Origin of the sequence: Yersinia similis (assembly GCF_001053095.1) — a bacterium.
In the GTDB taxonomy this organism is placed as follows: domain Bacteria; phylum Pseudomonadota; class Gammaproteobacteria; order Enterobacterales; family Enterobacteriaceae; genus Yersinia; species Yersinia similis.
Genome location: NZ_CGBP01000045.1, coordinates 1 through 22828, shown reverse-complemented (window position 1 = coordinate 22828; position 22828 = coordinate 1). Strand labels below are relative to the sequence as shown.

Here is a 22828-nt window from a genome sequence, read left to right as displayed (position 1 = left end):
TGGCGCTTTGCTTCTGTTGCCGCTATCTCTTCACTGATCCTGCGATCTCGCGCGGCCTTTTCTGCTGCTTCTGCGGTTAAACGTGCATTCTCAACTCGCTGCGGCTCTGTGATCTTTGCTGTCTCCAGATCGGCATTAACACGCTGTTGCTGTATTAAGAGGCCCATTTCTTCCATTTTTAACTTGGCAATAGATTGATTAATAACATCTATCTCTCCTTGTTTAGCCTGCGCTAATTTCCTCAGCCCGTGAACTTCGTGGAGGTATTTAAATTTTTTATTGCCATGTATACGAATAAGGTATTCACGTTGATGCCATGCCTGCCCTTCTTCTTGCCTCAGTAACGTCAGCTTACTTTCCAGTAAGATAATATGTGCCGCTGTTTCTGCGACTTGGCTATCCGTCAATGTTTTCTGTAACGTCATTTCCTTTATAAATGAGCCAAACGGTTTCTTCTGCACTCTATTTCGTTCAGCCACTTCTCGCTCGGTTTTGGCTATTTCGTATGTGTTGTATGCCTCCTGCCGAATCTCATGCGTACTGGTTATTCGAATAACAGAAAGATAAATCGGCTCAACATCTACACTGTCCGGAAAAACAATGATTGCATCATGAGTATGACGCCCCTCCGGGAGACTAAACTCCCTGACAGGCGTACTCTCAATCGGGGTGACGGTGGGTTTTCCGGTAGGGGCTACGAGTTTTGCTTCATTCTCGGATGCGATTGTATCAACCACACTAATATGCATCGGGGTGATACCCGGAACCGCAACAGTAAAGACATTGGGCCTAATCGTCGCGATAGCCTTAACCACGGGAATTCGTTGTATTGCAACGGGAGTTTTGTGTAAAACCGCGTGTTGCACTCCCGCGTCAGTCACATCACTTATCCGTACATTAACCGCAACATCCGTGGCTACTTGTAATGCCTCTTTTGGCGTGTCTGTCACCCTATTGGCAGGCAGAGCTGGTGTGGTGAAGTAATGTCCTATAGGTGGATCCAGGGCGATTTTTGACGGCATCATACCCAAAACTGCAACCCCGATAGGACTGGTGCGCATCGCCCAGGCCCCCACACGCGATAAATTGGTTTCCAGGAATGACATCACGGAATGCCTGGTTAAGGTTATTCCCCAAACATTATCAATTAATGTTATCACTGCGGGCATACCGCCTACGGCCATATAAGCCTGCATTTCTGGTGTTTTCAGTAGATCAACCTTAGGTTTGTTGACCGCCTTATGGGAGGAGTGACGATCCCCCCCACCATTATTTCCGCGTCCACCGCCCCAATGAACACCGCTAGGCCGACTCCCGCTCACGGTCATACTGTCTGAGCGACTCGATTCATTTCCATTTCTCATACGTTATTTCCTTATTTAATTTTCATCTCTACCAATAATATTATTCATAACTATATTTAACTGCTCACACCTCCAAACATTGATTTATTATCAAATTAATTTTTTATACATCTCCAATGAGATATTTTATTGCGTGATACATAATTAAATAAAATTTTCTGCGATTTTTAACTGGCGACTTATTTCACGCCATTGCATTTTTACAATAGATAAATAGAATATTTACATTACCCCAAAATATAACAAAGAAGAGTAAGTTACCGTTTTCCTTGGGAGACGCTCTGCAAATAACTAACGGTAGCAGCAATAAAAAGACCGCCACCAATTAAAAATTTTATTTTCCTCAGATGTGACTCATCCCATTTAGGGAAATTAAAAACGATATTCTATGCGATGTGTTTAACCACGATTAACACCTTACAAGAGTTTTTTCGGGCCGTGATAGGATTATTTTAATAATTTTTTATCACTATAAAATGCAGTTAATCTGGCGGAGCGAACCTAAAAATTCAGGTTCGTAATAAAGCATGGGATGTGGTCGGATTGCTTGCTGGATAAGCCTATCGCCCCCGTTGGAATACCTAATATTCTTACCCCACCCTGGGGTTTCGGCAATTATACTTTACGTATTGCCTGCTAAAGTGCATATAAAAAATCCCCCCTTTTTACAGGGAGGCTCAATATAAAATCACAAACTAAAGTCGGTTATTAGCCAGCAACAGCAATACGCTTCATATCTGTCATGTAGCCACGCAGTTTATGACCAACGGCTTCGATTGGGTGATTGCGAATGGCTTCATTCACATCACGCAGTTGTGCATTATCTACCGCCGAACCTGGGATACTTTTACCCAGGTCACCGGCTTGCAGGGAATCCATAAACTTCTCTTTCAGCAACGGCACCGCTGCATTAGCAAACAAGTAGTTACCGTATTCTGCGGTATCAGAGATAACCACGTTCATTTCATACAGACGCTTACGGGCGATAGTGTTGGCAATCAACGGCAGCTCGTGCAGAGATTCGTAGTAAGCAGACTCTTCAATAATGCCGGAATCCACCATGGTTTCGAATGCCAGCTCAACTCCCGCTTTTACCATAGCGATCATCAGTACGCCGTGGTCAAAATATTCCTGCTCAGAGATCTTGCCTTCAAACTGCGGCGCATTTTCAAAAGCCGTTCTGCCGGTCTCTTCACGCCAGTTCAACAACTTAACGTCATCGTTAGCCCAGTCAGCCATCATGCCGCTGGAGAACGCACCAGAAATAATGTCGTCCATGTGTTTCTGGAACAATGGCGCCATAATTTCTTTCAACTGTTCAGATAATGCATACGCACGCAGTTTGGCTGGATTAGACAAACGGTCCATCATCAGCGTGATCCCGCCTTGTTTCAGCGCTTCGGTGATGGTTTCCCAGCCGAATTGAATCAGTTTTTCAGCGTAAGCAGCATCAGTACCCTCTGAAACCAACTTGTCGAAACATAACAGTGAACCCGCCTGCAACATACCACACAGGATAGTTTGCTCGCCCATCAGGTCAGATTTCACTTCGGCAACAAAAGAAGATTCCAGTACACCCGCACGGTGACCACCAGTGGCCGCGGCCCAGGCTTTAGCAATCGCCATGCCTTCGCCTTTAGGGTCGTTTTCTGGATGAACCGCAATCAGCGTCGGCACACCAAAACCACGTTTGTACTCTTCACGAACTTCGGTACCAGGGCATTTCGGCGCAACCATCACCACGGTGATGTCTTTACGCACTTGCTCACCCACTTCAACAATGTTGAAACCATGCGAGTAACCCAGTGCTGCGCCCTCTTTCATCAGAGGCTGAACCGCCTTAACCACGGCAGAATGCTGCTTGTCTGGCGTCAGGTTAACCACCAGATCCGCTTGTGGGATCAATTCTTCGTAAGTGCCTACTTTAAAACCATTTTCGGTCGCTTTACGCCATGAAGCACGCTTCTCGGCAATCGCTTCTTTACGCAGGGCATAAGCGACATCCAGGCCGGAGTCACGCATGTTCAACCCTTGGTTCAGGCCCTGTGCGCCACAACCGACAATCACCACTTTTTTGCCTTTCAGGTAGCCGGCTTCATCGGCAAATTCGTCACGTGCCATAAAGCGACACTTACCTAATTGCGCCAACTGCTGACGCAGGTTCAATGTGTTGAAATAGTTAGCCATGGTATTACTCCGTTCGTGTTTTATGTGGTGATTGCAGCCAGTGACGTTGAGTCCTGTCAGCGCCGTTTTTACTACAGCGAATGACTATTTTGATGGCTGCAAATTAATGTTGTGTTTTGCGTTATACGTTGTGTTTTTTTCACATCCCCTGTCTGAGCTGGGGATTCATCTTGGATTCACTATATGACAGGAAACACATTGCGGAAATTGATATATTAACAATGTGATATTGCAGTTTCTGCAATACACCCGATTTCTTATGCAATACACTACATCATCTCAACCAAGAGGCTGTCTGTGATGGATTTACGTGACCTGAAAGTATTTCTGCATCTGGCTGAAAGCCGCCATTTTGGGCGCTCGGCCAAAGCTATGCACGTCAGTCCCTCTACGCTTTCCCGCCAGATCCAGCGGCTGGAAGAGACTATCGGCCAGCCCCTGTTTTTACGCGATAACCGCACCGTGCAATTAACCGATGCGGGTAACCAATTAAAGGCGTTTGCCCAACAAACCCTCTTACAATATCAACAGTTGCTCCATGCATTGGGCCAGCACGGTCCTTCCCTAAGCGGTGAACTGCGCTTATTTTGCTCCGTCACCGCCGCTTACAGCCACTTGCCGCCGATTCTGGACCGCTTTCGCGCACGCCATCCGTTGGTTGAAATTAAACTCACCACGGGTGATGCCGCCGATGCAGTCAATAAAGTGCAATCCAATGAGGCTGATTTGGGGATCGCTGGTCGCCCTGAAGTACTCCCCACCAGCGTGGCCTTTACCCAGATTGGTGAAATCCCATTAGTATTGATTGCCCCTGCACTGCCGTGTGCGGTGCGTTCGCAAGTGGCGGTTGAAAAACCGGATTGGGCGACGATCCCATTTATCTTGCCGGAACACGGGCCGTCACGAAAACGTATCGATTTATGGTTCCGTCGCCAGCGTATAACTAACCCATTGATTTATGCCACGGTGTCCGGCCATGAAGCGATTGTTTCCATGGTGGCATTGGGTTGCGGTGTCGCCCTGATCCCGTCGGTAGTGGTGGATAACAGCCCGGAGCCAGTCCGTAACCGTATTTCTCTGCTAGATGATGTCTCGTTAGTCGAGCCATTTGAGTTGGGGGTTTGTGTACCGAAAAAACGGCTCCAAGAGCCGTTGATTGATGCATTTTGGGGATTGTTATAATTATAGCGTGTCTTGATTTTTTCTACGTTTATTGAAAAGACAAATAAATAATACAACCATACTTAATCCATTAGTTGAGAGAGAAAGTCGTCGTTTAATTAAAAAATCATTACCACGTAATCCCCGAATCGCTTACCCCCTTCCTACAACCCAAGTGATCTAGGCATACACGTTTGTAGGAAAGTTTTGAATATTCTATAAATGAAGGGATTACTCTTGCATTGGAACGCTGTAAATAGAAAACTGCACGGTCTTTATAAAAATTATCCCGCCGAGTGGCCTGCGGCCTGATAAGGGATATTGGAAGCCGTTAACAACATAAAAGGAATTTATATTATGTCAGAAACCACCAAATCAACGGTACAGGCGTTATATTTTCCCTGTACTGTATTTAAAACCCAAAAACGTATGGATGATTACGGTGCCGATGATATGCGGTGTGGTGATCTAAGCGCAACACAGTTAAAAACAGATTTTAATCTGCATAATATTTCAAGCAAGGTTAACCCGTACACGCTAACGTTGTTCCAACAGCTAAAGCCCATGCCTTATGGTTATGCTTATGATAAAAATCCTGAGAGCAAAAAGATAACACGGCAGGAATGTGTCAGGATCCTCTTTAATGAATTTCGCCACGAATCACGAAGTTTTGCTTTTTATGGCCCATATAAACACCTGATCGAAAAAATGATCGACCATATGCAGAATGGCAACGGCACACCGTTTCGGGATCTGTCTTTAGATGCCGCATTGAAAGAGCAAATACTGAGTGATAGGACTGAAAATAGTTCACTACAGATTATCAAAGATGCTTTCAGTGAAAAAATTGATTGGAAAAATAAGTTGTATCGGGCAGAAAAAAAAGAAGATATCAGAATCGCTATCCTTGATAGTAAACTTCCAAAATTTGATAGATTTCAGGATAACTTTAATGGAATGGGGATCACTGTTCACGATACCTGGGCCACGGATATCACGATAAAATCATTGCAGGTCGCCAATGACCGTTATCGTGCGATGGTGCATTACAAAATACAGGATCACTTCGGGCTGGATAATAATGATATTAAGAATACCAAGTTTAACCGGTTCCATTTCTTCCGCATATGGTTTGTCCTCCAACGGTTCAACCAGTTTGGTTTCAAGCCATTTATGACTAATATGGAAGCCACAATTGAGATTACCGGGGGCCGTAATGAAAGCAAAAAGTAAAAAAATCATCTGCGCGCTATTACTGCTTGGCAGCATTTTACTGGGTTATTTCTTCTGGTTATCGCTGCGCCCGGTGGAAATTGTCGCTGTTCATAAGGACGGGAATTTTAGTGCTGTTTTAGTGAGAGATTTTCCTTTTACTGACAAAGGTAAAATAAATTGGTGGTTAGAAAATAAAAGTAGATTAAAAGACAAATACAATATTCCTAACCCTGCCCCTGATGGCTTTTTTTCTATCACTTTTTGGGATTTTGGTGATGGCTATAAAGAGGAAGGGAAATACGATAGACGATGTTTTGAGGATATGAAAACTGATAAGAATTGTATAGATAAAAATTCAGTTTTCTCTGTAAGGCGCATCAATAATGACCGTATATTATTTATTACTTATGAGGGACGATACTCACTAAATGATAACGGCAAGATAATTAAAATCAAGCGCGAGTGAGATTACCGGGGGCCGTAATGAAAGCAAAAAGTAAAAAGACTCTCTGTGCGCTATTACTGATTAGCAGCATTTTTCTAGGTTATTTCTTTTGGGTGTCACGGCATCCGGTGGAAATTATCTCCGTTCATCAGAGAAATAATTACAGTGATGTTTTAGTGAGAAATTTTCCTTTCACTGATAAAGGTAAAATAAACTGGTGGCTAGAAAATAGGGATATACTGAAAGCCAAATACAGCATTCCAAAACCTGCATCAGATGGTTTTTACACCGTAATATTTTGGGATTTTGGTGACGGTTATAAAGAGGAAGGAAAATATGACAGATTATGTTTTTATAATATGAAATCCAGTAAGAACTGCATTGATAAAAACTCACTTATCATTATAAGTAATAACAAAAATAACGTAATGTCTTTTACTTTTGATAGTGGCATATATCAGTTAAAAAATGGCGAAATCGTTAAAATGAAACGCGAATAAAATTTCATCTCTTATATAATTTGATCATCTGAACAGCGGAAGTGATATACCCGTCAGACGCCAAGCTGCATATGTGCTAATTGCTTTCGTTCACCTCTGCAGCTTAAAGTACGACGGGTATGCATCGCGATTAACCCGCTAAAAAGAACTTAAACGCCGGGTTATCCGTTTCATCGTGGCAATAGTAGCCCAGAGCCGCTAAGCGCTCTTCAAATTGCGGTTCGGTAGCCGACAACTCAAATGCCGCCAATACCCGGCCAAAATCTGTGCCATGGCTGCGGTAGTGGAACAGAGAAATATTCCAGTGAGTGCCCAACGTATGCAGGAATTTCAGTAAAGCGCCAGGTGACTCGGGGAATTCAAAGCTGAACAGACGCTCACGCAGTGGTTTCGAGGGCCGCCCACCAACCATATAACGCACATGCAGTTTCGCCATTTCGTCATCAGATAAATCGACCACCTGATAACCTTTGTCCTGCAATTCAGCAAGAATTTCAACCCGCTCAGCATAACCACGAGTCAAACGTACCCCAACAAAAATGCAGGCGTTTTCAGCATCGGCGTAACGGTAGTTAAATTCCGTTACCGCACGGCCACCCAGTAATTCACAGAAACGCAGGAAACTGCCCTTTTGCTCTGGAATAGTCACCGCCAGCAGGGCTTCACGCTGCTCACCTAACTCGCAACGCTCTGACACATAACGCAAACCATGGAAGTTCACGTTTGCACCAGAAAGCACATGTGCCAGACGCTCGCCCTGAATATTATGCTGCTGCACATATTTTTTCAGGCCCGCCAACGCCAACGCACCAGAAGGCTCAGCAATGGCGCGAACATCCTCAAACAGATCTTTGACTGCGGCACAGATAGCATCGCTGTCAACGGTGATCACATCGTCCAGATATTCCTGACACAGGCGGAAAGGCTCGTCACCGATACGCTTAACTGCCACGCCCTCGGCAAACAGCCCGACACGCGCCAAATCGACCGGCTGCCCCGCATCCAGCGCGGCCCGCAAACAGGCAGAATCCTCGGCTTCAACACCAATCACTTTAATCTGTGGCATCAATTGCTTGATAAGCACCGCCACACCGGCCACCAGCCCACCGCCGCCCACTGGGACAAAAACCCGATCAAGATGGGCATCTTGTTGCAGTAACTCCATCGCCAGCGTCCCCTGCCCGGCAATCACCGCCGGATGGTCAAACGGTGGCACAAAGGTGTAGCCCTGCTCTTGAGCAAGCGCGATAGCTTTGGTTTTGGCTTCATCAAAATTAGCGCCAAACAGCAGTACCTCGCCGCCAAAAGCACGTACCGCATCAACTTTAATATCTGCAGTAGCAACGGGCATGACGATCAGCGCTTTAATCCCCATTTTATGGGCAGAAAGCGCCACGCCTTGAGCATGGTTACCCGCAGAAGCCGTGACGACGCCACAGGCTTTCTGCTCTTCCGTTAGGCTGGAGATCATCGCGTAAGCACCGCGCAACTTAAAGCTGTGCACCGGCTGCCGATCTTCACGCTTCACTAAAACGGTATTACCCACGCGCGAGGAGATTTTCTCCATCACTTGTAACGGGGTGACTTGCGCCACCTCATACACCGGCGCACGTAATATCGCCCGCAGATATTCTGCCCCACAGGGGGCAGCAGATAAGGGTTGCGAAACTGCCATGGGTGTTTAGCCTCCCAGCTTACTTTTATCGCGCACCGCGCCTTTATCGGCGCTGGTTGCTAACATCGCGTAAGCGCGTAAGGCATAAGAGACCTGACGTTCACGGCCCTTCGGTGACCATGCCGCATCGCCATGCGCTTCTTCAGTTTCACGGCGAGCAGCCAGTTCAGCTTCGCTAACATCCAGGACAATGCCACGGTTCGGAATATCGATATTGATGAAATCGCCATCTTGTACCAAACCAATCAACCCACCACTGGCGGCTTCTGGAGACACATGGCCGATAGACAAACCGGATGTCCCGCCAGAGAAACGGCCATCGGTCAGTAAGGCGCAACTCTTGCCCAACCCCATGGATTTCAGATAAGTGGTCGGATAGAGCATTTCCTGCATACCCGGCCCACCTTTTGGCCCTTCATAACGGATAACAACCACATCACCCGCCACAACTTTACCACCGAGGATCGCCTCTACCGCATCATCCTGGCTCTCAAATACTTTCGCCGGGCCACGGAACGTCAGGCTGTCTTTATCGACACCCGCAGTTTTAACAATACAGCCGTCTGCCGCGATATTACCGTACAACACCGCTAAACCACCGTCCTGGCTGTAGGCATGTTCACGGGTACGGATACAACCCTCTTCGCGATCGGTATCCAGTGACGGATAACGGCAATCCTGTGAGAACGCTTTAGTGGTACGAATACCGGCTGGGCCTGCGGCGTACATCTGCTTCACGCCTTCATCCTGGGTCAACATCACGTCATAGGCTTCCAGCGTTTGTGTCAGATTCAGCCCCAACACGTTACTGACATCGCGGTTAAGCAGACCAGCGCGATCCAACTCACCTAAAATACCAATGACCCCCCCCGCACGGTGCACATCTTCCATATGGTATTTCTGAGTGCTCGGGGCCACTTTGCACAAATGTGGAATTTTACGGGAGAGGCGATCGATATCGGTCATGCTGAAATCAATTTCACCTTCCTGCGCCGCCGCCAGCAAATGCAATACGGTATTCGTGGAACCGCCCATGGCGATATCCAATATCATGGCGTTTTCAAAGGCCGCTTTATTCGCGATGTTGCGTGGCAAGGCGCTGACGTCATCTTGTTCATAATAACGTTTGGTCAAGGCAACAATGTGTTTACCCGCATCCAAGAACAGTTGCTTACGGTCAGCGTGGGTTGCCAACAATGAACCGTTACCCGGCAACGCCAGACCCAGCGCTTCATTCAGGCAGTTCATTGAGTTAGCCGTAAACATACCGGAGCAAGAACCACAGGTCGGGCAAGCAGAACGCTCAATCTGGGCGCTCTCTTCATCGCTCACATTAGGATTCGCGCCCTGAATCATGGCATCGATCAAATCCAGCTTGATGATTTTATCTGACAGCTTGGTCTTACCAGCTTCCATCGGGCCACCAGACACAAAGATCACCGGAATATTCAGGCGCAGAGACGCCATCAGCATCCCTGGGGTAATTTTGTCGCAGTTAGAGATACACACCATGGCATCCGCACAGTGGGCATTAACCATGTACTCAACGGAATCGGCGATCAATTCACGCGATGGCAGAGAGTAGAGCATGCCACCGTGGCCCATCGCGATACCATCATCCACTGCAATGGTGTTGAACTCTTTAGCCACACCGCCAGAGGCTGCAATTTGCTCCGCGACCAGCTTGCCTAAATCGCGCAAATGTACGTGGCCCGGTACAAATTGGGTAAAGGAGTTAACGACCGCAATAATCGGTTTGCCGAAGTCATCATCGGTCATACCGGTTGCGCGCCACAGTGCGCGGGCGCCGGCCATATTACGGCCATGGGTGGTGGTATGGGAACGGTACTTAGGCATTGTCTCTTCACTCCGCGTTTTTATTTTGCAAATCAATGTGTGTCGCAAATAGATTGCGTGTTGCAGATGTCTTTTATGCGAACCACCTACTGACGATTTCTGTTGTACTCAAAGAACCTGAAGTTGCAGCCAGCTAACAAGCGAATGGCACAGCTAACACCGCTGCAACGACAAGTACGCAGGGTATTTTATGGATTAACCTGATCCAGCCAGCCCCATTTGTCCTCGGTTTCACCGGTAAACAAGCCGAAGAACGCTTGTTGAATTTTGGCCGTGATCGGGCCACGTTTGCCAATACCAACCTGAATACCATCCACGCTGCGTACCGGGGTAATTTCGGCTGCAGTACCGGACATAAACACTTCATCGGCCAGATAGAGAGACTCACGTGACAACACTTGCTCACGCACTTCCAGCCCCATATCTTTCGCCAGCTTGATAATGGCATCACGGGTGATACCCGGCAGGGCAGACGAGGTAAATGGTGGTGTGAACAGGATGCCATCTTTTACTTCGAACAGGTTCTCACCGGCACCTTCAGACAGGTAACCATGAACATCCAGCGCAATCCCTTCCTGATAGCCGTGGCGACGTGCTTCACTGCCCACCAGCAAGGATGAAAGGTAGTTACCGCCTGCTTTCGCCGCCGTTGGGATGGTATTTGGTGCAACACGGTTCCATGATGACACCATCGCATCAATGCCTTGCTCCAAGGCTTCTGCACCCAGATAAGCACCCCATGGGAAAGCGGCGATGATCACATCAGTGTTATAACCCTCCGGTGGATTCACACCCATGCCAACATCACCAATAAAGACTAACGGGCGGATATAAGCACTGGTCAGATTATTTTTGCGCAGCGTGGCACGGCAAGCTTCCATCAGTTCATCCACTGACTGGGAGACGGGCATACGATAAATTTTAGCGGAATCATGCAAACGCTGCATATGCTCACGGTGACGGAAAACCACCGGGCCTTTATGGGATTCGTAGCAACGAACACCTTCGAAGACTGACGTTCCGTAGTGTAACGCGTGAGACATCACATGAACTTTAGCCTCTGCCCACGGAACCATTTCGCCGTTAAACCAAATGTAATCAGCTTTCTTCGTCATTCTTTTCTTTCCTTGTGGCGCATCAGGCGCGTATCTGTAATGTATTAGGTTGCAGGATCTCGACACAGGCGACATCCATCAGCTTACTCAACTGAGAAGACAGCAGATCGACAGGGCGCTGGCTGGCAACGGTCAATTCTATATTAACATTCTCAGCATCAATCATTGGTGACATATTCATAGCACAGACCTGAAAGCCGCGGTGCCGCACAACGCGCAAGACACGCTCTAACATTTCAGGGCGGAAGCGGGCTTGGATCGAGAGTTGATGTTGTATCATGAGATTTTCTCCAGCATGGTTTCATTACCTGCGCCTGGCGGCACTAACGGCCAAACGTTCTCGAGTTCGTCGATGGAAACCTGGAGCAGATAAGGGCCTTCGCTATTAAACAGCACATCCAGAGCGGCATCGACTTGGTCTTTACGGGTGATACGTTGGCCGGGGATATCAAAAGCGCTGGCCAGAGTGATAAAATCGGGGTTATCAGAAAGATTGGTTTCGCTATAACGCCCATCGAAGAATAATTGCTGCCACTGCCGAACCATCCCCAACCGCTGGTTATCCAATAAAACGATTTTCAGCGGCAACTGTTTTCGTTTTATCGTGCCCAACTCCTGCACATTCATCATAAAGGAGCCATCGCCAGAGACACAGATAACCATATCATCAGGGCGGGCCATCTGAGCACCTACCGCGGCGGGCACTCCGAAGCCCATGGTCCCCAACCCGCTGGAAGTGATGAAATTCTCCGGGCGGGTAAAGTTCATATGCTGTGCAGTCCACATCTGGTGCTGGCCCACATCCGTAGTCACTACCGTTTCAGGGGCTTTGCGCTCAGAGATCTGCTTCAGTAATAACGGGGCATAAATCGCCTGGCCAGGGTGGTCATAACGCCAGTAATGTTGCTGTTTCAGCGCCATCACTTCATCACGCCACGGTTGAATATTTAACGGCTGTTGTAAGGCAGGCAACAACACGTTTAGATTGCCCTGTAATGCCACATGAACCTGACGCAGTTTACCCAGCTCAGCCGGGTCAATATCCATATGAATAACTTTTGCTTTCGATGCAAACGTATTCAACTTACCGGTTACGCGGTCATCAAACCGTGCACCAACCGCTACCAATAAATCACAATCCTGTACGGCAAAATTCGCCGCTTTAGTACCGTGCATACCCAGCATACCCAGATAACAAGGGTGCTCGATATCTGGCGCACCCAGCCCTTTCAGGGTAGCAACCGCCGGGATCCCTGTCATAGCGATAAAATCACGTAAGGCAGGTACCGCCTGCGCCATGCCGACACCCCCCCCAACATACAGCATCGGTTTCTGTGCGTTCGCCAGCATATCCCAAGCTTGTTGTAACTCAGCGGCAGAATCAACGGAATGCTCTTCAACTGGCTTCAAGTGTGGAGTTAACTCCCCCACCGCCAACTGGATATCTTTGGGAATATCAATTAACACCGGCCCAGGACGGCCACTGGTAGCAATAGCAAACGCTTCAGCCATAATCTCTGGCAACGCATCCAATGACTCAACCAAGAAACTGTGCTTGGTGCAGGCCAGTGATAGCCCCAGCACATCGATCTCCTGAAATGCATCAGTACCGATTAAGGCCGATCCAACCTGACCGGTGATAGCTATCACCGGCACAGAGTCCAGTAAAGCATCCGCCAGACCGGTGATCAGGTTAGTCGCTCCGGGACCAGAAGTGGCGATACACACCCCAACTTTGCCGGTTGCACGTGCATAACCGATAGCAGCAATGGCAGCACCTTGCTCATGGCGGCAGAGTAAATGTTCAACACCACCATCATACAACGCATCATAGACAGGCATGATCGCCCCGCCTGGATAGCCAAATACCGTATCAACGCCCTGCGCACGCAACGCCTGAACCACCCACTGAGCACCATTCATAGTTATTTCCCCGACCTTTTCCGAGAGGAACAGGATTTTATTCTGCTGTGCATTTTATGCTCCCCACGTCCTTTAACTTGCCAATAAAAAAACCCCCGGACCTTTCGGTGCGGGGGTTCTCTTGAGATTAAGGCTTGATTTTTATGCCTTTCTTCGTCCAAGTGCAGCCCCGCACGGTGGGATAATAATCACCACCACGCTAATTAGGACTAGGTTAATCACTTGAAAAATTGCTTTCATAATTAGGTTGTTCATCTATCTAGTGTCGAACGAATACCTACAGAGTTATCACAGTTATTGGTTGCCTGACAATATTTATTTAACTTATTATTTTGTGAACATACACGCAAAATGCCATAAACATTTTAATTATCAATCAGTAAAACCCATGTCCGCCGTTCGGTCTTTTTTGCGCACCCCATCGCAGTTTTTAATTTTGATGTGTTTATTGCAACGAAACTTCTCGTGAACTTCCGCAGATTGAACATCTTTTTGTGTACTGAAGGGAAGCATGAGGCACTCTATTTGGGTTCTCATGTATCGCCATACTGAGAACATAAAAATAAAAACACCCCACGGAGCAGTATCGTGCGTCAGGACGCATGACGGCAAAGGAAAGCATAATGTCACTGGCAACCATTCATACTCGCGCAACATTGGGCATTCAAGCCCCTCCTGTCGCGGTAGAAGTTCATATCAGCAATGGATTACCCGGATTGATATTGGTCGGCTTACCCGAAACAACGGTCAAAGAAGCACGAGATCGGGTTCGTAGCGCATTAATTAACAGCGGTTTTAATTTTCCCGCTAAGCGGATCACCGTCAGCTTGGCACCGGCAGACTTGCCAAAAGAAGGTGGTCGCTATGACCTTCCCATTGCTTTAGCCATCTTAGCGGCTTCAGAACAGATCTCTGCGGATAAATTAGCGCACTATGAGTTCCTGGGTGAATTAGCCCTATCCGGCGCGTTAAGGCGCGTTAGCGGCGCAATTCCAGCAGCACTCGCCTGTAGCAAAGCTAACCGTCAGTTAATCCTTCCCACTGCCAATGGTCTTGAAATTGGCCTAATCCCACAAGGTAACTCCTGGGTCGCAGATCATTTATTAGCGGTATGTGGTTTCTTGCAAGGCGAAAATACCCTCGCACAGGGCCAGCCCTTCGAACCGGTGCCCTCATCGGATAACCACCTTGATTTACACGACATCATTGGTCAATCACAGGCTAAACGTGCGTTAGAAATCGCGGCGGCAGGTGGGCATAACTTACTGTTGCTCGGGCCACCGGGTACCGGTAAAACGATGCTGGCAACCCGCCTAACCGGGTTATTGCCTCCTCTGACCGATCAGGAAGCATTGGAAGCAGCGGCGATCACCGGATTACTTCATAGCAACGAACTACCAACCCAATGGCGTTGCCGGGCCTTTCGTGCCCCACACCATAGCGCATCGATGGCAGCGCTGATTGGCGGCGGTTCCATACCCCGCCCCGGTGAGATATCACTGGCCCATAACGGTGTGTTATTTCTTGATGAACTACCTGAATTTGAACGCCGGGTGCTGGATTCACTGCGCGAACCGTTGGAATCTGGCGAAATTATTATCTCGCGCGCAGCAGCCAAAATCTGTTTTCCAGCTAAAGTGCAACTTATTGCAGCGATGAATCCCAGCCCCAGTGGCCACTATCAAGGTGTTCATAACCGCACACCGCCACAGCAAATTTTGCGCTATCTAGCCAAATTGTCCGGGCCATTTCTCGATAGATTCGATTTATCGATAGAAGTGCCATTACTGCCAGCCGGTATGCTGGGTGCGCAGAAAAATCAGGGGGAGAGTAGCACAACAGTCAAGCAACGAGTGTTACAGGCCAGACAGAGGCAAATGGACCGGGCGGGGAAGATAAATACGCAGCTCACCAGCAAAGAGGTGGCTGAGTTTTGTTATTTAGCACCTGAAGATGCCGCGTTTCTCGAGCAGGTTTTACTGACGCTCGGCCTATCAGTACGTGCCTGGCACCATATTTTGAAAGTGGCACGAACCATTGCCGACTTGGCACAAGAAGAGGCTATCCAAAAATGTCATCTTTCAGAGGCACTGAGCTATCGCTGTATGGATCGCCTGCTGTTGCAGTTACACAAAAGCCTGATGTAACAAAGGGGGCCAAAGCCCCCCAATACTTAACTAACCACCGACAGGTAAACGAATCCCGATGAGCTTACATCAGTAAGTGATTCGGGTGAGTGCACGCAGCTAACTCTCTTACAGCACCAAGTACGCAGGGTTTATCCAAAGTAATTGGAGTTGCAGGTAGGCAGCCAGTAAACGAATCCCGATGAGCTTACATCAGTAAGTGATTCGGGTGAGTGCACGCAGCTAACAACCCTGCAGCTTCAAGTACGCAGGGGGATTAATCGTCGCTATCGGTATAATCCTCCACAGCATCCATCTGCGGCTTACCGCCAGACAGGGTATGGAAACGTTTAGGCTGACGAGTCCGGATCACATACTTGGACCAGACCTTTTCCTCGGCACTGACCGGTTCACGCTCGCCACGGCAAACAGCAACGAACAGTTGCTCTTCTTCCGTTACTGGCTCACGTTTACCTGAGTCAAGCTCATTGAAAGCGTAGCCATGGCGCTCTAGTAATTGCGCCTCTTTAATGGTGAAATCGCCGTGACGCGAGAACCCGCGAGGATAATGTTTATTATCAAAAAAACGATTGGTCGTGATGAAGCTATCCGCCATCTGACACGCTCCTAATTCTCTCATGGTCGTGCTGTTTATGGCGCGGAGTATTAGATAGGCTTGACATCGTGTAAAACAAAACATTTAAATCCTAACGATAAAAAAAATTGGAGATGGTGTGGATACCGAATTACTGAAAACCTTTTTAGAGGTCAGTAGAACTCGTCACTTTGGGCGCGCAGCGGAATCTCTGTACTTAACGCAGTCGGCGATAAGTTTCCGCATCCGTCAGTTGGAAAATCAATTAGGTGCAAACTTATTCACTCGGCATCGTAATAATATTCGGCTCACTCCTGCGGGTGAACGGCTGGTTCCGTACGCAGAAATGCTGCTGAATACCTGGCAATTAGCCAAAAAAGAAGTCATACATTCGCTACAACACACTGAGTTATCCATAGGTGTAACCGCATCCCTTTGGGAGGCGTACCTCACTCCATGGTTGCAACAGTTATATGAACAACGAGAGGAACTGCGTCTTGAAGCGCGCATTGCGCTGAGAAACTCACTGGTGAAGCAGTTGCACGAACGGCAACTGGATTTGCTGATCACGACAGAACCGCCCAAAATGGATGAACTGGCCAGCTTGCTATTAGGCCATTTTTCACTGCGGCTTTATTCGTCGATCTCCCTTGATTTACCAAAAGAAGATGACACCCCGAACGAGCATAAAAATGCAAGTGAAGTGCCTTATATCAAACTTGAATGGGGGGCTGATTTCCATCAGCAGGAAAACCGGTTGCTTGATAGTGAACAGGCACCAATCCTCACAACGACCTCTGCCCATTTAACCCGCCAGTTGCTTGAGACGACTGGCGGTTGCGCTTTCCTGCCTGAACATTGGCAAAAAGAGTACCCACAGCTTGTCATTCATCCTGATATTCCACCGATCGTGCGGCCACTGTATGCCGTTTGGCTGCAAAACAGTGACCAGCAAGCATTGATCAGACAACTCTTAAAAACCCCCATGAATAACGCTACCCAGAGCGTTACACGGGAGTAAGCGGCGATGACTGAGGGCGTGATCTACGGTTGAGATAAAAAGCGCTCATCGCTTTCTGAATCACGATAAAGCTAAAGAGCAAAATACCAATCACAATTTTGGTCCACCACGAACTGAGTGTGCCGTCGAAAGTAATATAGCTCTGTATCAGGCCCTGAATTAACACACCGAACAACGTACCAAATACCGTGCCGATACCGCCCGCCAGTAATGTGCCACCAATGACAACTGCAGCAATAGCATCTAACTCAACACCACTGGCTGCCAACGCATAGCCCGCAGACGTGTAGAGAGAGAAAACAATGCCTGATAATGCAGCCAATGTACTGGATAGCATATAAATTTTAATCGTCGTTCTCCTGACCGGGACACCCATCAACCCCGCAGAGACGCTGTTACCGCCAATCGCATAGACATTATGACCAAAGCGTGTGTGATGGGCCAGAAGGATGCCAAAGGCCACAACCATTAGCATAATAAATGCTAACAACGTAAATCGCCCACCACCAGGAACACGCCAGGCATAATTAGCCAAAGTTTCATATATAGGGTGATTAATAGGCAGCGACTCTTCAGAAACGATAAAACTCATACCACGGATAAAAAACATCCCTGCCAGAGTAATGATAAACGCTGGAAGTTTCAGGGAGTCAATAATCCACCCCATCAACGCACCAAACATTGCGCCCATAACTAAGACGACAGCAAAGGCATAGGCTGGGTGAATACCATAGGTACCAATTAACTTAGCCAGCAGCACACCGGTAAAAGCAATAACCGAGCCGACAGATAAATCGATCCCACCCGATAAAATAACGAAAGTCATGCCAACAGCCACAATGCCAAGAAAAGCATTATCAGTCAGTAAATCACACCATACTCGTGAGGACGAGAAACTGGGAAACTGACTCAGACAGAAAGCATATCCCAGAATAAAAACGGCGATAGTAATCAGCAAGGGAACATTACGCTTTAACATTATTTTCGCCTCTGGAAGAGATGGCTCAATGAGATCATGGGGGATTGCACAACTAATACGGCCAGCACGACAACGGCTTTAAGCACCAAATTAAACTCTGGCTGATAACCAGAAAGTAAAATCCCAGTATTCATACCCTGAATAATTAAAGCGCCGATAACGGAAAGTAGTAGATTAAAACGTCCGCCCATCAACGATGCACCACCGATAACCACCGCCAATATCGCGTCCAACTCCAGCCATAAACCCGCATTGTTCGCGTCAGCACCACGAATATCCGCGGTCACAATAATACCCGCCACCGCAGCACACACCCCACAAATCACATAAACGGCGATCAGCACTAAACGGGTACTCACTCCTGCATTCCGAGCAGATCGTAAGTTGATACCAACTGACTCAATGAACAACCCAAGCGCCGTTTTACGGGTTAGCAACCACACGAGAATTAACATGCTACATGCGATAACCACTGACATGGGTAAATACATCAGCGTACTGCTACCAAGCGTTGCCAAACCGCCACTATCAAAAGTAACAATCTGCCCTTCAGTAATAAGCTGAGCGATTCCACGCCCGGCGACCATTAACATCAGCGTGGCAACAATTGGCTGAATTTGTAATACCGCCACTAAGAAACCATTCCACAAGCCGCATAGCGCCCCAACAGCGAGTGACAGCGCTAACACCGTCATGAACGGGTATCCCGCACTGGTCAACGTCGCGGCAGTTGCTCCGGCGATAGCCATGACCGCACCGACCGATAAATCAATGCCACCCGTCGCAATGACTAATGTCATTCCCAGCGCCAATAAAGCAACGGGGGCACCACGATTTAAAATATCAATAATACTGCCAAACAGCCGGCCATCCTGAATATGGATAGAGAAGAAATGCGGTGCGACCAAACTATCAATCAATAAAATAACTGCCAGTGCGCCAAATTGTGTCGCACCTTTCGGCAAAACCCATTTCACTTTGCGCGGTCGTTGTGTCATTGACAGGCTCCTATTTCCCATGAAACCACCCCTTATTGCACCGCGATCGCCTGCATAATGGCAGGAACGGAAATCTCATCGTGATTGAGTTGAGCAACATGCCGACGATCACGAAGAACAATGACCCGATCAGCGTAACCCGCCAATTCTTCTAGTTCGGAAGAAATAATTAACAGCGCCAACCCTTCATCACACAGTTTTTCGATCAACCGAATAATTTCGGCGTGAGCACCTACATCGATACCACGGGTCGGTTCATCTAAAATTAAAAATCTAGGTTTAGTGGCAAGCCAGCGGGCAAGTAATACTTTTTGTTGGTTTCCACCGGAGAGGTATTGAATTTGCTGCTCAGGGCCTGGGGTACGAATACCCAGTTGCTGGATAAAATCTTCTGCAATTTGTGTCTGTTCACGCATAGAAAGGGGCCTCAGCCACCCACGCTGCGCTTGTAAGGCTAAAATGATGTTTTCCCGTACGGTTGCCACACCAACGATACCATCTGTTTTGCGATCTTCTGGACAGTAGCCAAAACCAAATTTTGATGCCTTACGTGGTGTTCTAATTTTAACAGGCTTGCCTTGTATTTTGGCTTCCCCAGCATCAGGTGTCGTTATGCCAAAAATTAGCTGTGCTGTTTCAGTTCGTCCCGAACCTAATAACCCAGCCAACCCGACAATTTCACCAGGAAAAACAGACAAATCAAAATTATCTACCACACCCCGTCGGCCATAGTTTTTAAACTCAACCAATGGATTATTATTAGTAACACTGTGTTCGCCACGTTTCAGTAATTGCTCATCAAAACTATGCCCCAGCATCATTTGCACTAACTCAATCCGGGGAAGTTCTGCCACAGTTTTGGTACCGACGAGCTTGCCATTTCGCAAAACTGTAATGCGATCACTGATTCGATAAACCTGATCGAGAAAATGGGTCACAAAAACCATACCGATACCCTGGTCCCGTAGCTGGCACAAGATATCCAGTAACATACTGACTTCTTTAGCATCTAAACTTGCCGTAGGCTCATCCAGGATCAGCACCTTCGCGGAAAGGTCAACAGCGCGGGCGATTGCTACAATCTGTTGTATTGCAATAGAGAAATTAGCCAAAGGCTGCTGAACATCTAACGTTAAACCATAACCCGTCAGCAATTTTGCTGCTTGCTGATTCATTTTATTGTGATCAATTAGCCCCCAACGTAGCGGCTCACGGCCAATAAATAAATTCGCAGCAACAGATATATTCGGCAGTAAATTGACCTCTTGATAGACAGTACCAATACCCATAAGTTGGGCATCCGCGGTATCAATAGGGCAAATAGCCTTACCGTCCAACAGCACCTCACCGGCGGATCGTTTATAAACCCCGGTTAACGCTTTTATTAATGTCGATTTTCCTGCGCCATTCTCTCCTAATAACGCAACAACCTCACCGCGCTGCAGAGAAAAATCTACGGAGTCCAATGCCTTAACACCAGGAAACTCAACAGATAAGCCACGGACTTCTAACAATATTTCCATCAGATGTACCCACGTTCAAAAACAACTCAGATATTGACCAAATACAGGTGATAAAAGCAGGCGGGGCAAGCCCCGCCATCTGAATCAATAACCAAGACTTTTCTTCAACTCATATTCCTGTTTAGCCGTATCTGGCTGGAGCAAGCGGGACTCTGTCTGAATAAATTTAGGTGGCTGAGTACCGTCCTTCTTGAGCACAATTAATGCATCTAAAGCAGGGCCGGCCATATTAGGCGTTAACTCAACGGTAGCGTTTGCTTCACCACTACTCATTGCTTTGAAAATATCAGGAACACCATCGATGGAAACGATTTTAATATCTGAACCAGGTTTTAAACCTGCTTCTTTAATTGCCTGAATGGCTCCAATCGCCATATCGTCATTATGCGCATAGACCGCGCAAATATTTTTACCGTTTTGCTCCGCTTTAATGAAACTTTCCATAACTTCTTTGCCTTTACTGCGCGTGAAATCTCCTGACTGAGAACGGATTATCTTCACACCAGGTGCCGAAGCTATCCCGTCAGCAAAGCCTTTCTTGCGGTTAATTGCCACACTTGAACCAACAGTGCCTTGTAATTCAACAACATTACAGGGTTTTCCTGCGACATCTTTCAATAGCCACTCACCCGCAACTTTCCCCTCATATACGCTGTCAGAGGCAACTGCCGCCGTATACAAAGAAGGATCATTCACCTCAATCATACGGTCAAGCAGGAATACCGGTATCTTGGCTTCTTTCGCTTCCTGTAAGACTGGCGTCCAACCGGTAGCGACTACAGGTGCGATAAAGATCGCATCAACACCTTGAGCAATAAAAGATCTCACGGCTTTTATTTGGTTTTCTTGCTTTTGTTGAGCATCCGCGATCTTGAGTGTTATCCCGCGCTTTTCCGCTTCTTGTTTCGCAACCTTGGTTTCCGCAGAGCGCCAACCGGATTCTGAACCAATTTGAGAAAAACCGACAACTAACGGAACTGCCTGAACTGCACTACACATTGCCGCTGTTACAGCTGCTGCTAACAGTAAACGCCTGTACATATTTCTCTCCTCACTTCATTTGTCATCGTCAAGCCGCTGACTCATTACCATTCCTGAGAATAGCTAAGATGATCATTCAGACTGGTTTTCACCCTGAATTTCGGCCAATTTGCGAATAATGTTGTGCTAAAAGCACATACTATTTTTTAAGGTGAGCTTCCTAGATAGCTAAAATGTTAACTAGTTTTAGTACAATTGGTGAAAGTAATAATGAGCGGCGTCACACCACAGAATAACAATCATTTCGTACATAGATTCAGCCAAATAGACATATGTTGGGAACGTTACCATTTACATATTTATAAGAAACCAACAAATAAAGATGACTAATAAGAGAAGTTATAAACGATAGAAGACATCATTTTTATCAGTAAATAAAATGAAAATATGAATATTATCGCCCCGGAATAACACCAATAACCGGCTCGCTCCCGAACTAGAATACCAACATACTGCAACCCGGTTAGTAAAGGCGGTTGTACCGATGAAAAGTCATAATTCTTGCCAAAGAGACAGAATACTTGGGTTCTAGAACCGCCTTAACTGAGCGAATCAATAGCAAGAATGTCCAGAAAACTGAGCATATTAGATGCCATGTCTTATATGTGACGTAATAAATACAACGGGGTGACAACCACAAGTCGATCACGTGAACAGAGGGCTTTCTTGCCTCGTAGTAGCAAGTACCACAATAAATCGGTACAGCGTCCCGCCTCAAGCGCCAGGAGGCTCTACATGGGGGCTTATAGCACAACTCTACAACGTCTACTCAAGCGATCTGGGCATGCGTATTAGGCTGAATCTGTGTACTACTGAGGTGATATTTGGGATGACCAAAATATTATAAAAATCGTTAAATTATAATGAGGAAAGAGAATAGAGAAAGGTATTAAGCCAATGAGGAAAGGGCATCAATTTTTATAGGGCTCAAAATAAAAAACCCCTCGCTTTCGCGAAGGGTTTTTTATCTGGCAGGGGCGGAGAGACTCGAACTCCCAACACCCGGTTTTGGAGACCGGTGCTCTACCAATTGAACTACGCCCCTAATTAGGGTGGCGGAACGGACGGGGCTCGAACCCGCGACCCCCTGCGTGACAGGCAGG

The 22828-nt window shown here is 47.3% G+C and carries 18 protein-coding genes, 1 tRNA gene and 3 pseudogenes; 6 read left to right on the top strand and 16 right to left on the bottom strand.

The annotated features are described in order from the left end of the window. From AC971_RS24515 to ilvC, 4 genes and pseudogenes are all read right to left on the bottom strand, one after another. Positions 1-167: pseudogene (locus AC971_RS24515) on the bottom strand (S-type pyocin domain-containing protein); the annotation flags it as partial. Positions 168-365: 198 nt separating this feature from the next. Beyond that, positions 366-554, bottom strand: a pseudogene (locus tag AC971_RS24840) (hypothetical protein); the annotation flags it as partial. 27 nt (positions 555-581) lie between these two features. Continuing rightward, positions 582-1328 (bottom strand): annotated as a pseudogene (locus AC971_RS23615) (colicin-like bacteriocin tRNase domain-containing protein); the annotation flags it as partial. Between the two features lie 744 nt (positions 1329-2072). Next, positions 2073-3551: a ketol-acid reductoisomerase gene (gene ilvC, locus AC971_RS20285; protein WP_011191486.1), complete on the bottom strand. Its 1479-nt coding sequence runs from the start codon at positions 3549-3551 to the stop codon at positions 2073-2075. A 300-nt stretch (positions 3552-3851) separates the two neighbouring features. Between ilvC and ilvY the strand changes: the two genes are divergently transcribed. From ilvY to AC971_RS20265, 4 genes are all read left to right on the top strand, one after another. After that, positions 3852-4733 carry an HTH-type transcriptional activator IlvY gene (gene ilvY / locus AC971_RS20280; RefSeq protein WP_025382113.1) on the top strand — a complete coding sequence of 294 codons (882 nt, stop codon included), beginning with the start codon at positions 3852-3854 and terminating at the stop codon, positions 4731-4733. 336 nt (positions 4734-5069) lie between these two features. Continuing rightward, entirely contained in the window at positions 5070-5945 is an 876-nt protein-coding gene (locus AC971_RS20275; protein ID WP_038402096.1) for a DUF3289 family protein, read from the top strand. Continuing rightward, complete coding sequence (locus tag AC971_RS20270) at positions 5929-6393, top strand: DUF943 family protein (protein ID WP_025382111.1); 465 nt, start codon at positions 5929-5931, stop codon at positions 6391-6393. Before AC971_RS20275 ends, AC971_RS20270 begins: the two co-directional genes overlap by 17 nt. 17 nt (positions 6394-6410) lie before the next feature. Further along, the gene (locus tag AC971_RS20265) at positions 6411-6872 is read left to right on the top strand and encodes a DUF943 family protein (RefSeq protein ID WP_025382110.1); all 462 of its coding nucleotides are present in this window, start codon (positions 6411-6413) and stop codon (positions 6870-6872) included. 130 nt (positions 6873-7002) lie between these two features. Here AC971_RS20265 and ilvA read toward each other — a convergent pair whose 3' ends face one another. The 6 genes from ilvA to ilvL all read right to left on the bottom strand — a co-directional run bounded on the left by ilvA (position 7003) and on the right by ilvL (position 13682). After that, positions 7003-8547 (bottom strand): threonine ammonia-lyase, biosynthetic, encoded by a 1545-nt coding sequence (ilvA, locus tag AC971_RS20260; protein WP_025382109.1) that lies wholly within the window; start codon positions 8545-8547, stop codon positions 7003-7005. Positions 8548-8553: 6 nt separating this feature from the next. Beyond that, the gene (gene ilvD / locus AC971_RS20255; RefSeq protein WP_025382108.1) at positions 8554-10404 is read right to left on the bottom strand and encodes a dihydroxy-acid dehydratase; all 1851 of its coding nucleotides are present in this window, start codon (positions 10402-10404) and stop codon (positions 8554-8556) included. A gap of 188 nt (positions 10405-10592) precedes the next feature. Further along, positions 10593-11519, bottom strand: a complete 927-nt coding sequence (locus AC971_RS20250; RefSeq protein WP_025382107.1) for a branched-chain amino acid transaminase — start codon at positions 11517-11519, stop codon at positions 10593-10595. Positions 11520-11541: 22 nt separating this feature from the next. Beyond that, positions 11542-11799, bottom strand: a complete 258-nt coding sequence (gene ilvM / locus AC971_RS20245; protein WP_025382106.1) for an acetolactate synthase 2 small subunit — start codon at positions 11797-11799, stop codon at positions 11542-11544. Then, complete coding sequence (gene ilvG, locus AC971_RS20240) at positions 11796-13442, bottom strand: acetolactate synthase 2 catalytic subunit (RefSeq protein ID WP_025382105.1); 1647 nt, start codon at positions 13440-13442, stop codon at positions 11796-11798. The genes ilvM and ilvG overlap by 4 nt, the downstream gene beginning before the upstream one ends. Before the next feature lie 141 nt (positions 13443-13583). Further along, positions 13584-13682 carry an ilv operon leader peptide gene (ilvL, locus tag AC971_RS23610; RefSeq protein ID WP_071530659.1) on the bottom strand — a complete coding sequence of 33 codons (99 nt, stop codon included), beginning with the start codon at positions 13680-13682 and terminating at the stop codon, positions 13584-13586. Between the two features lie 383 nt (positions 13683-14065). Between ilvL and AC971_RS20235 the strand changes: the two genes are divergently transcribed. Continuing rightward, positions 14066-15589 carry a YifB family Mg chelatase-like AAA ATPase gene (locus tag AC971_RS20235; RefSeq protein ID WP_025382104.1) on the top strand — a complete coding sequence of 508 codons (1524 nt, stop codon included), beginning with the start codon at positions 14066-14068 and terminating at the stop codon, positions 15587-15589. Positions 15590-15845: 256 nt separating this feature from the next. On the opposite strand, the gene AC971_RS20230 is transcribed toward AC971_RS20235, so the two are convergent. Then, positions 15846-16184 (bottom strand): MaoP family protein, encoded by a 339-nt coding sequence (locus AC971_RS20230; protein WP_025382103.1) that lies wholly within the window; start codon positions 16182-16184, stop codon positions 15846-15848. 118 nt (positions 16185-16302) lie between these two features. Here AC971_RS20230 and hdfR point away from each other — a divergent pair, with 118 nt between their 5' ends. After that, positions 16303-17184: an HTH-type transcriptional regulator HdfR gene (hdfR, locus tag AC971_RS20225; protein WP_025382102.1), complete on the top strand. Its 882-nt coding sequence runs from the start codon at positions 16303-16305 to the stop codon at positions 17182-17184. Here the strand turns inward: hdfR and yjfF are convergent. From yjfF to AC971_RS20200, 5 genes are all read right to left on the bottom strand, one after another. Then, the gene (gene yjfF, locus AC971_RS20220) at positions 17171-18163 is read right to left on the bottom strand and encodes a galactofuranose ABC transporter, permease protein YjfF (protein ID WP_025382101.1); all 993 of its coding nucleotides are present in this window, start codon (positions 18161-18163) and stop codon (positions 17171-17173) included. The two genes, hdfR and yjfF, sit on opposite strands and share 14 nt — an antisense overlap. Beyond that, positions 18163-19182, bottom strand: a complete 1020-nt coding sequence (gene ytfT / locus AC971_RS20215; protein WP_025382100.1) for a galactofuranose ABC transporter, ATP-binding protein YtfT — start codon at positions 19180-19182, stop codon at positions 18163-18165. The genes yjfF and ytfT overlap by 1 nt, the downstream gene beginning before the upstream one ends. Before the next feature lie 11 nt (positions 19183-19193). After that, positions 19194-20684: a galactofuranose ABC transporter, ATP-binding protein YtfR gene (gene ytfR / locus AC971_RS20210; protein ID WP_025382099.1), complete on the bottom strand. Its 1491-nt coding sequence runs from the start codon at positions 20682-20684 to the stop codon at positions 19194-19196. Between the two features lie 84 nt (positions 20685-20768). After that, positions 20769-21725 (bottom strand): galactofuranose ABC transporter, galactofuranose-binding protein YtfQ, encoded by a 957-nt coding sequence (gene ytfQ / locus AC971_RS20205; RefSeq protein WP_025382098.1) that lies wholly within the window; start codon positions 21723-21725, stop codon positions 20769-20771. Between the two features lie 969 nt (positions 21726-22694). Then, a tRNA-Trp gene (locus tag AC971_RS20200) sits at positions 22695-22770 on the bottom strand. Positions 22771-22828 lie beyond the last annotated feature (58 nt).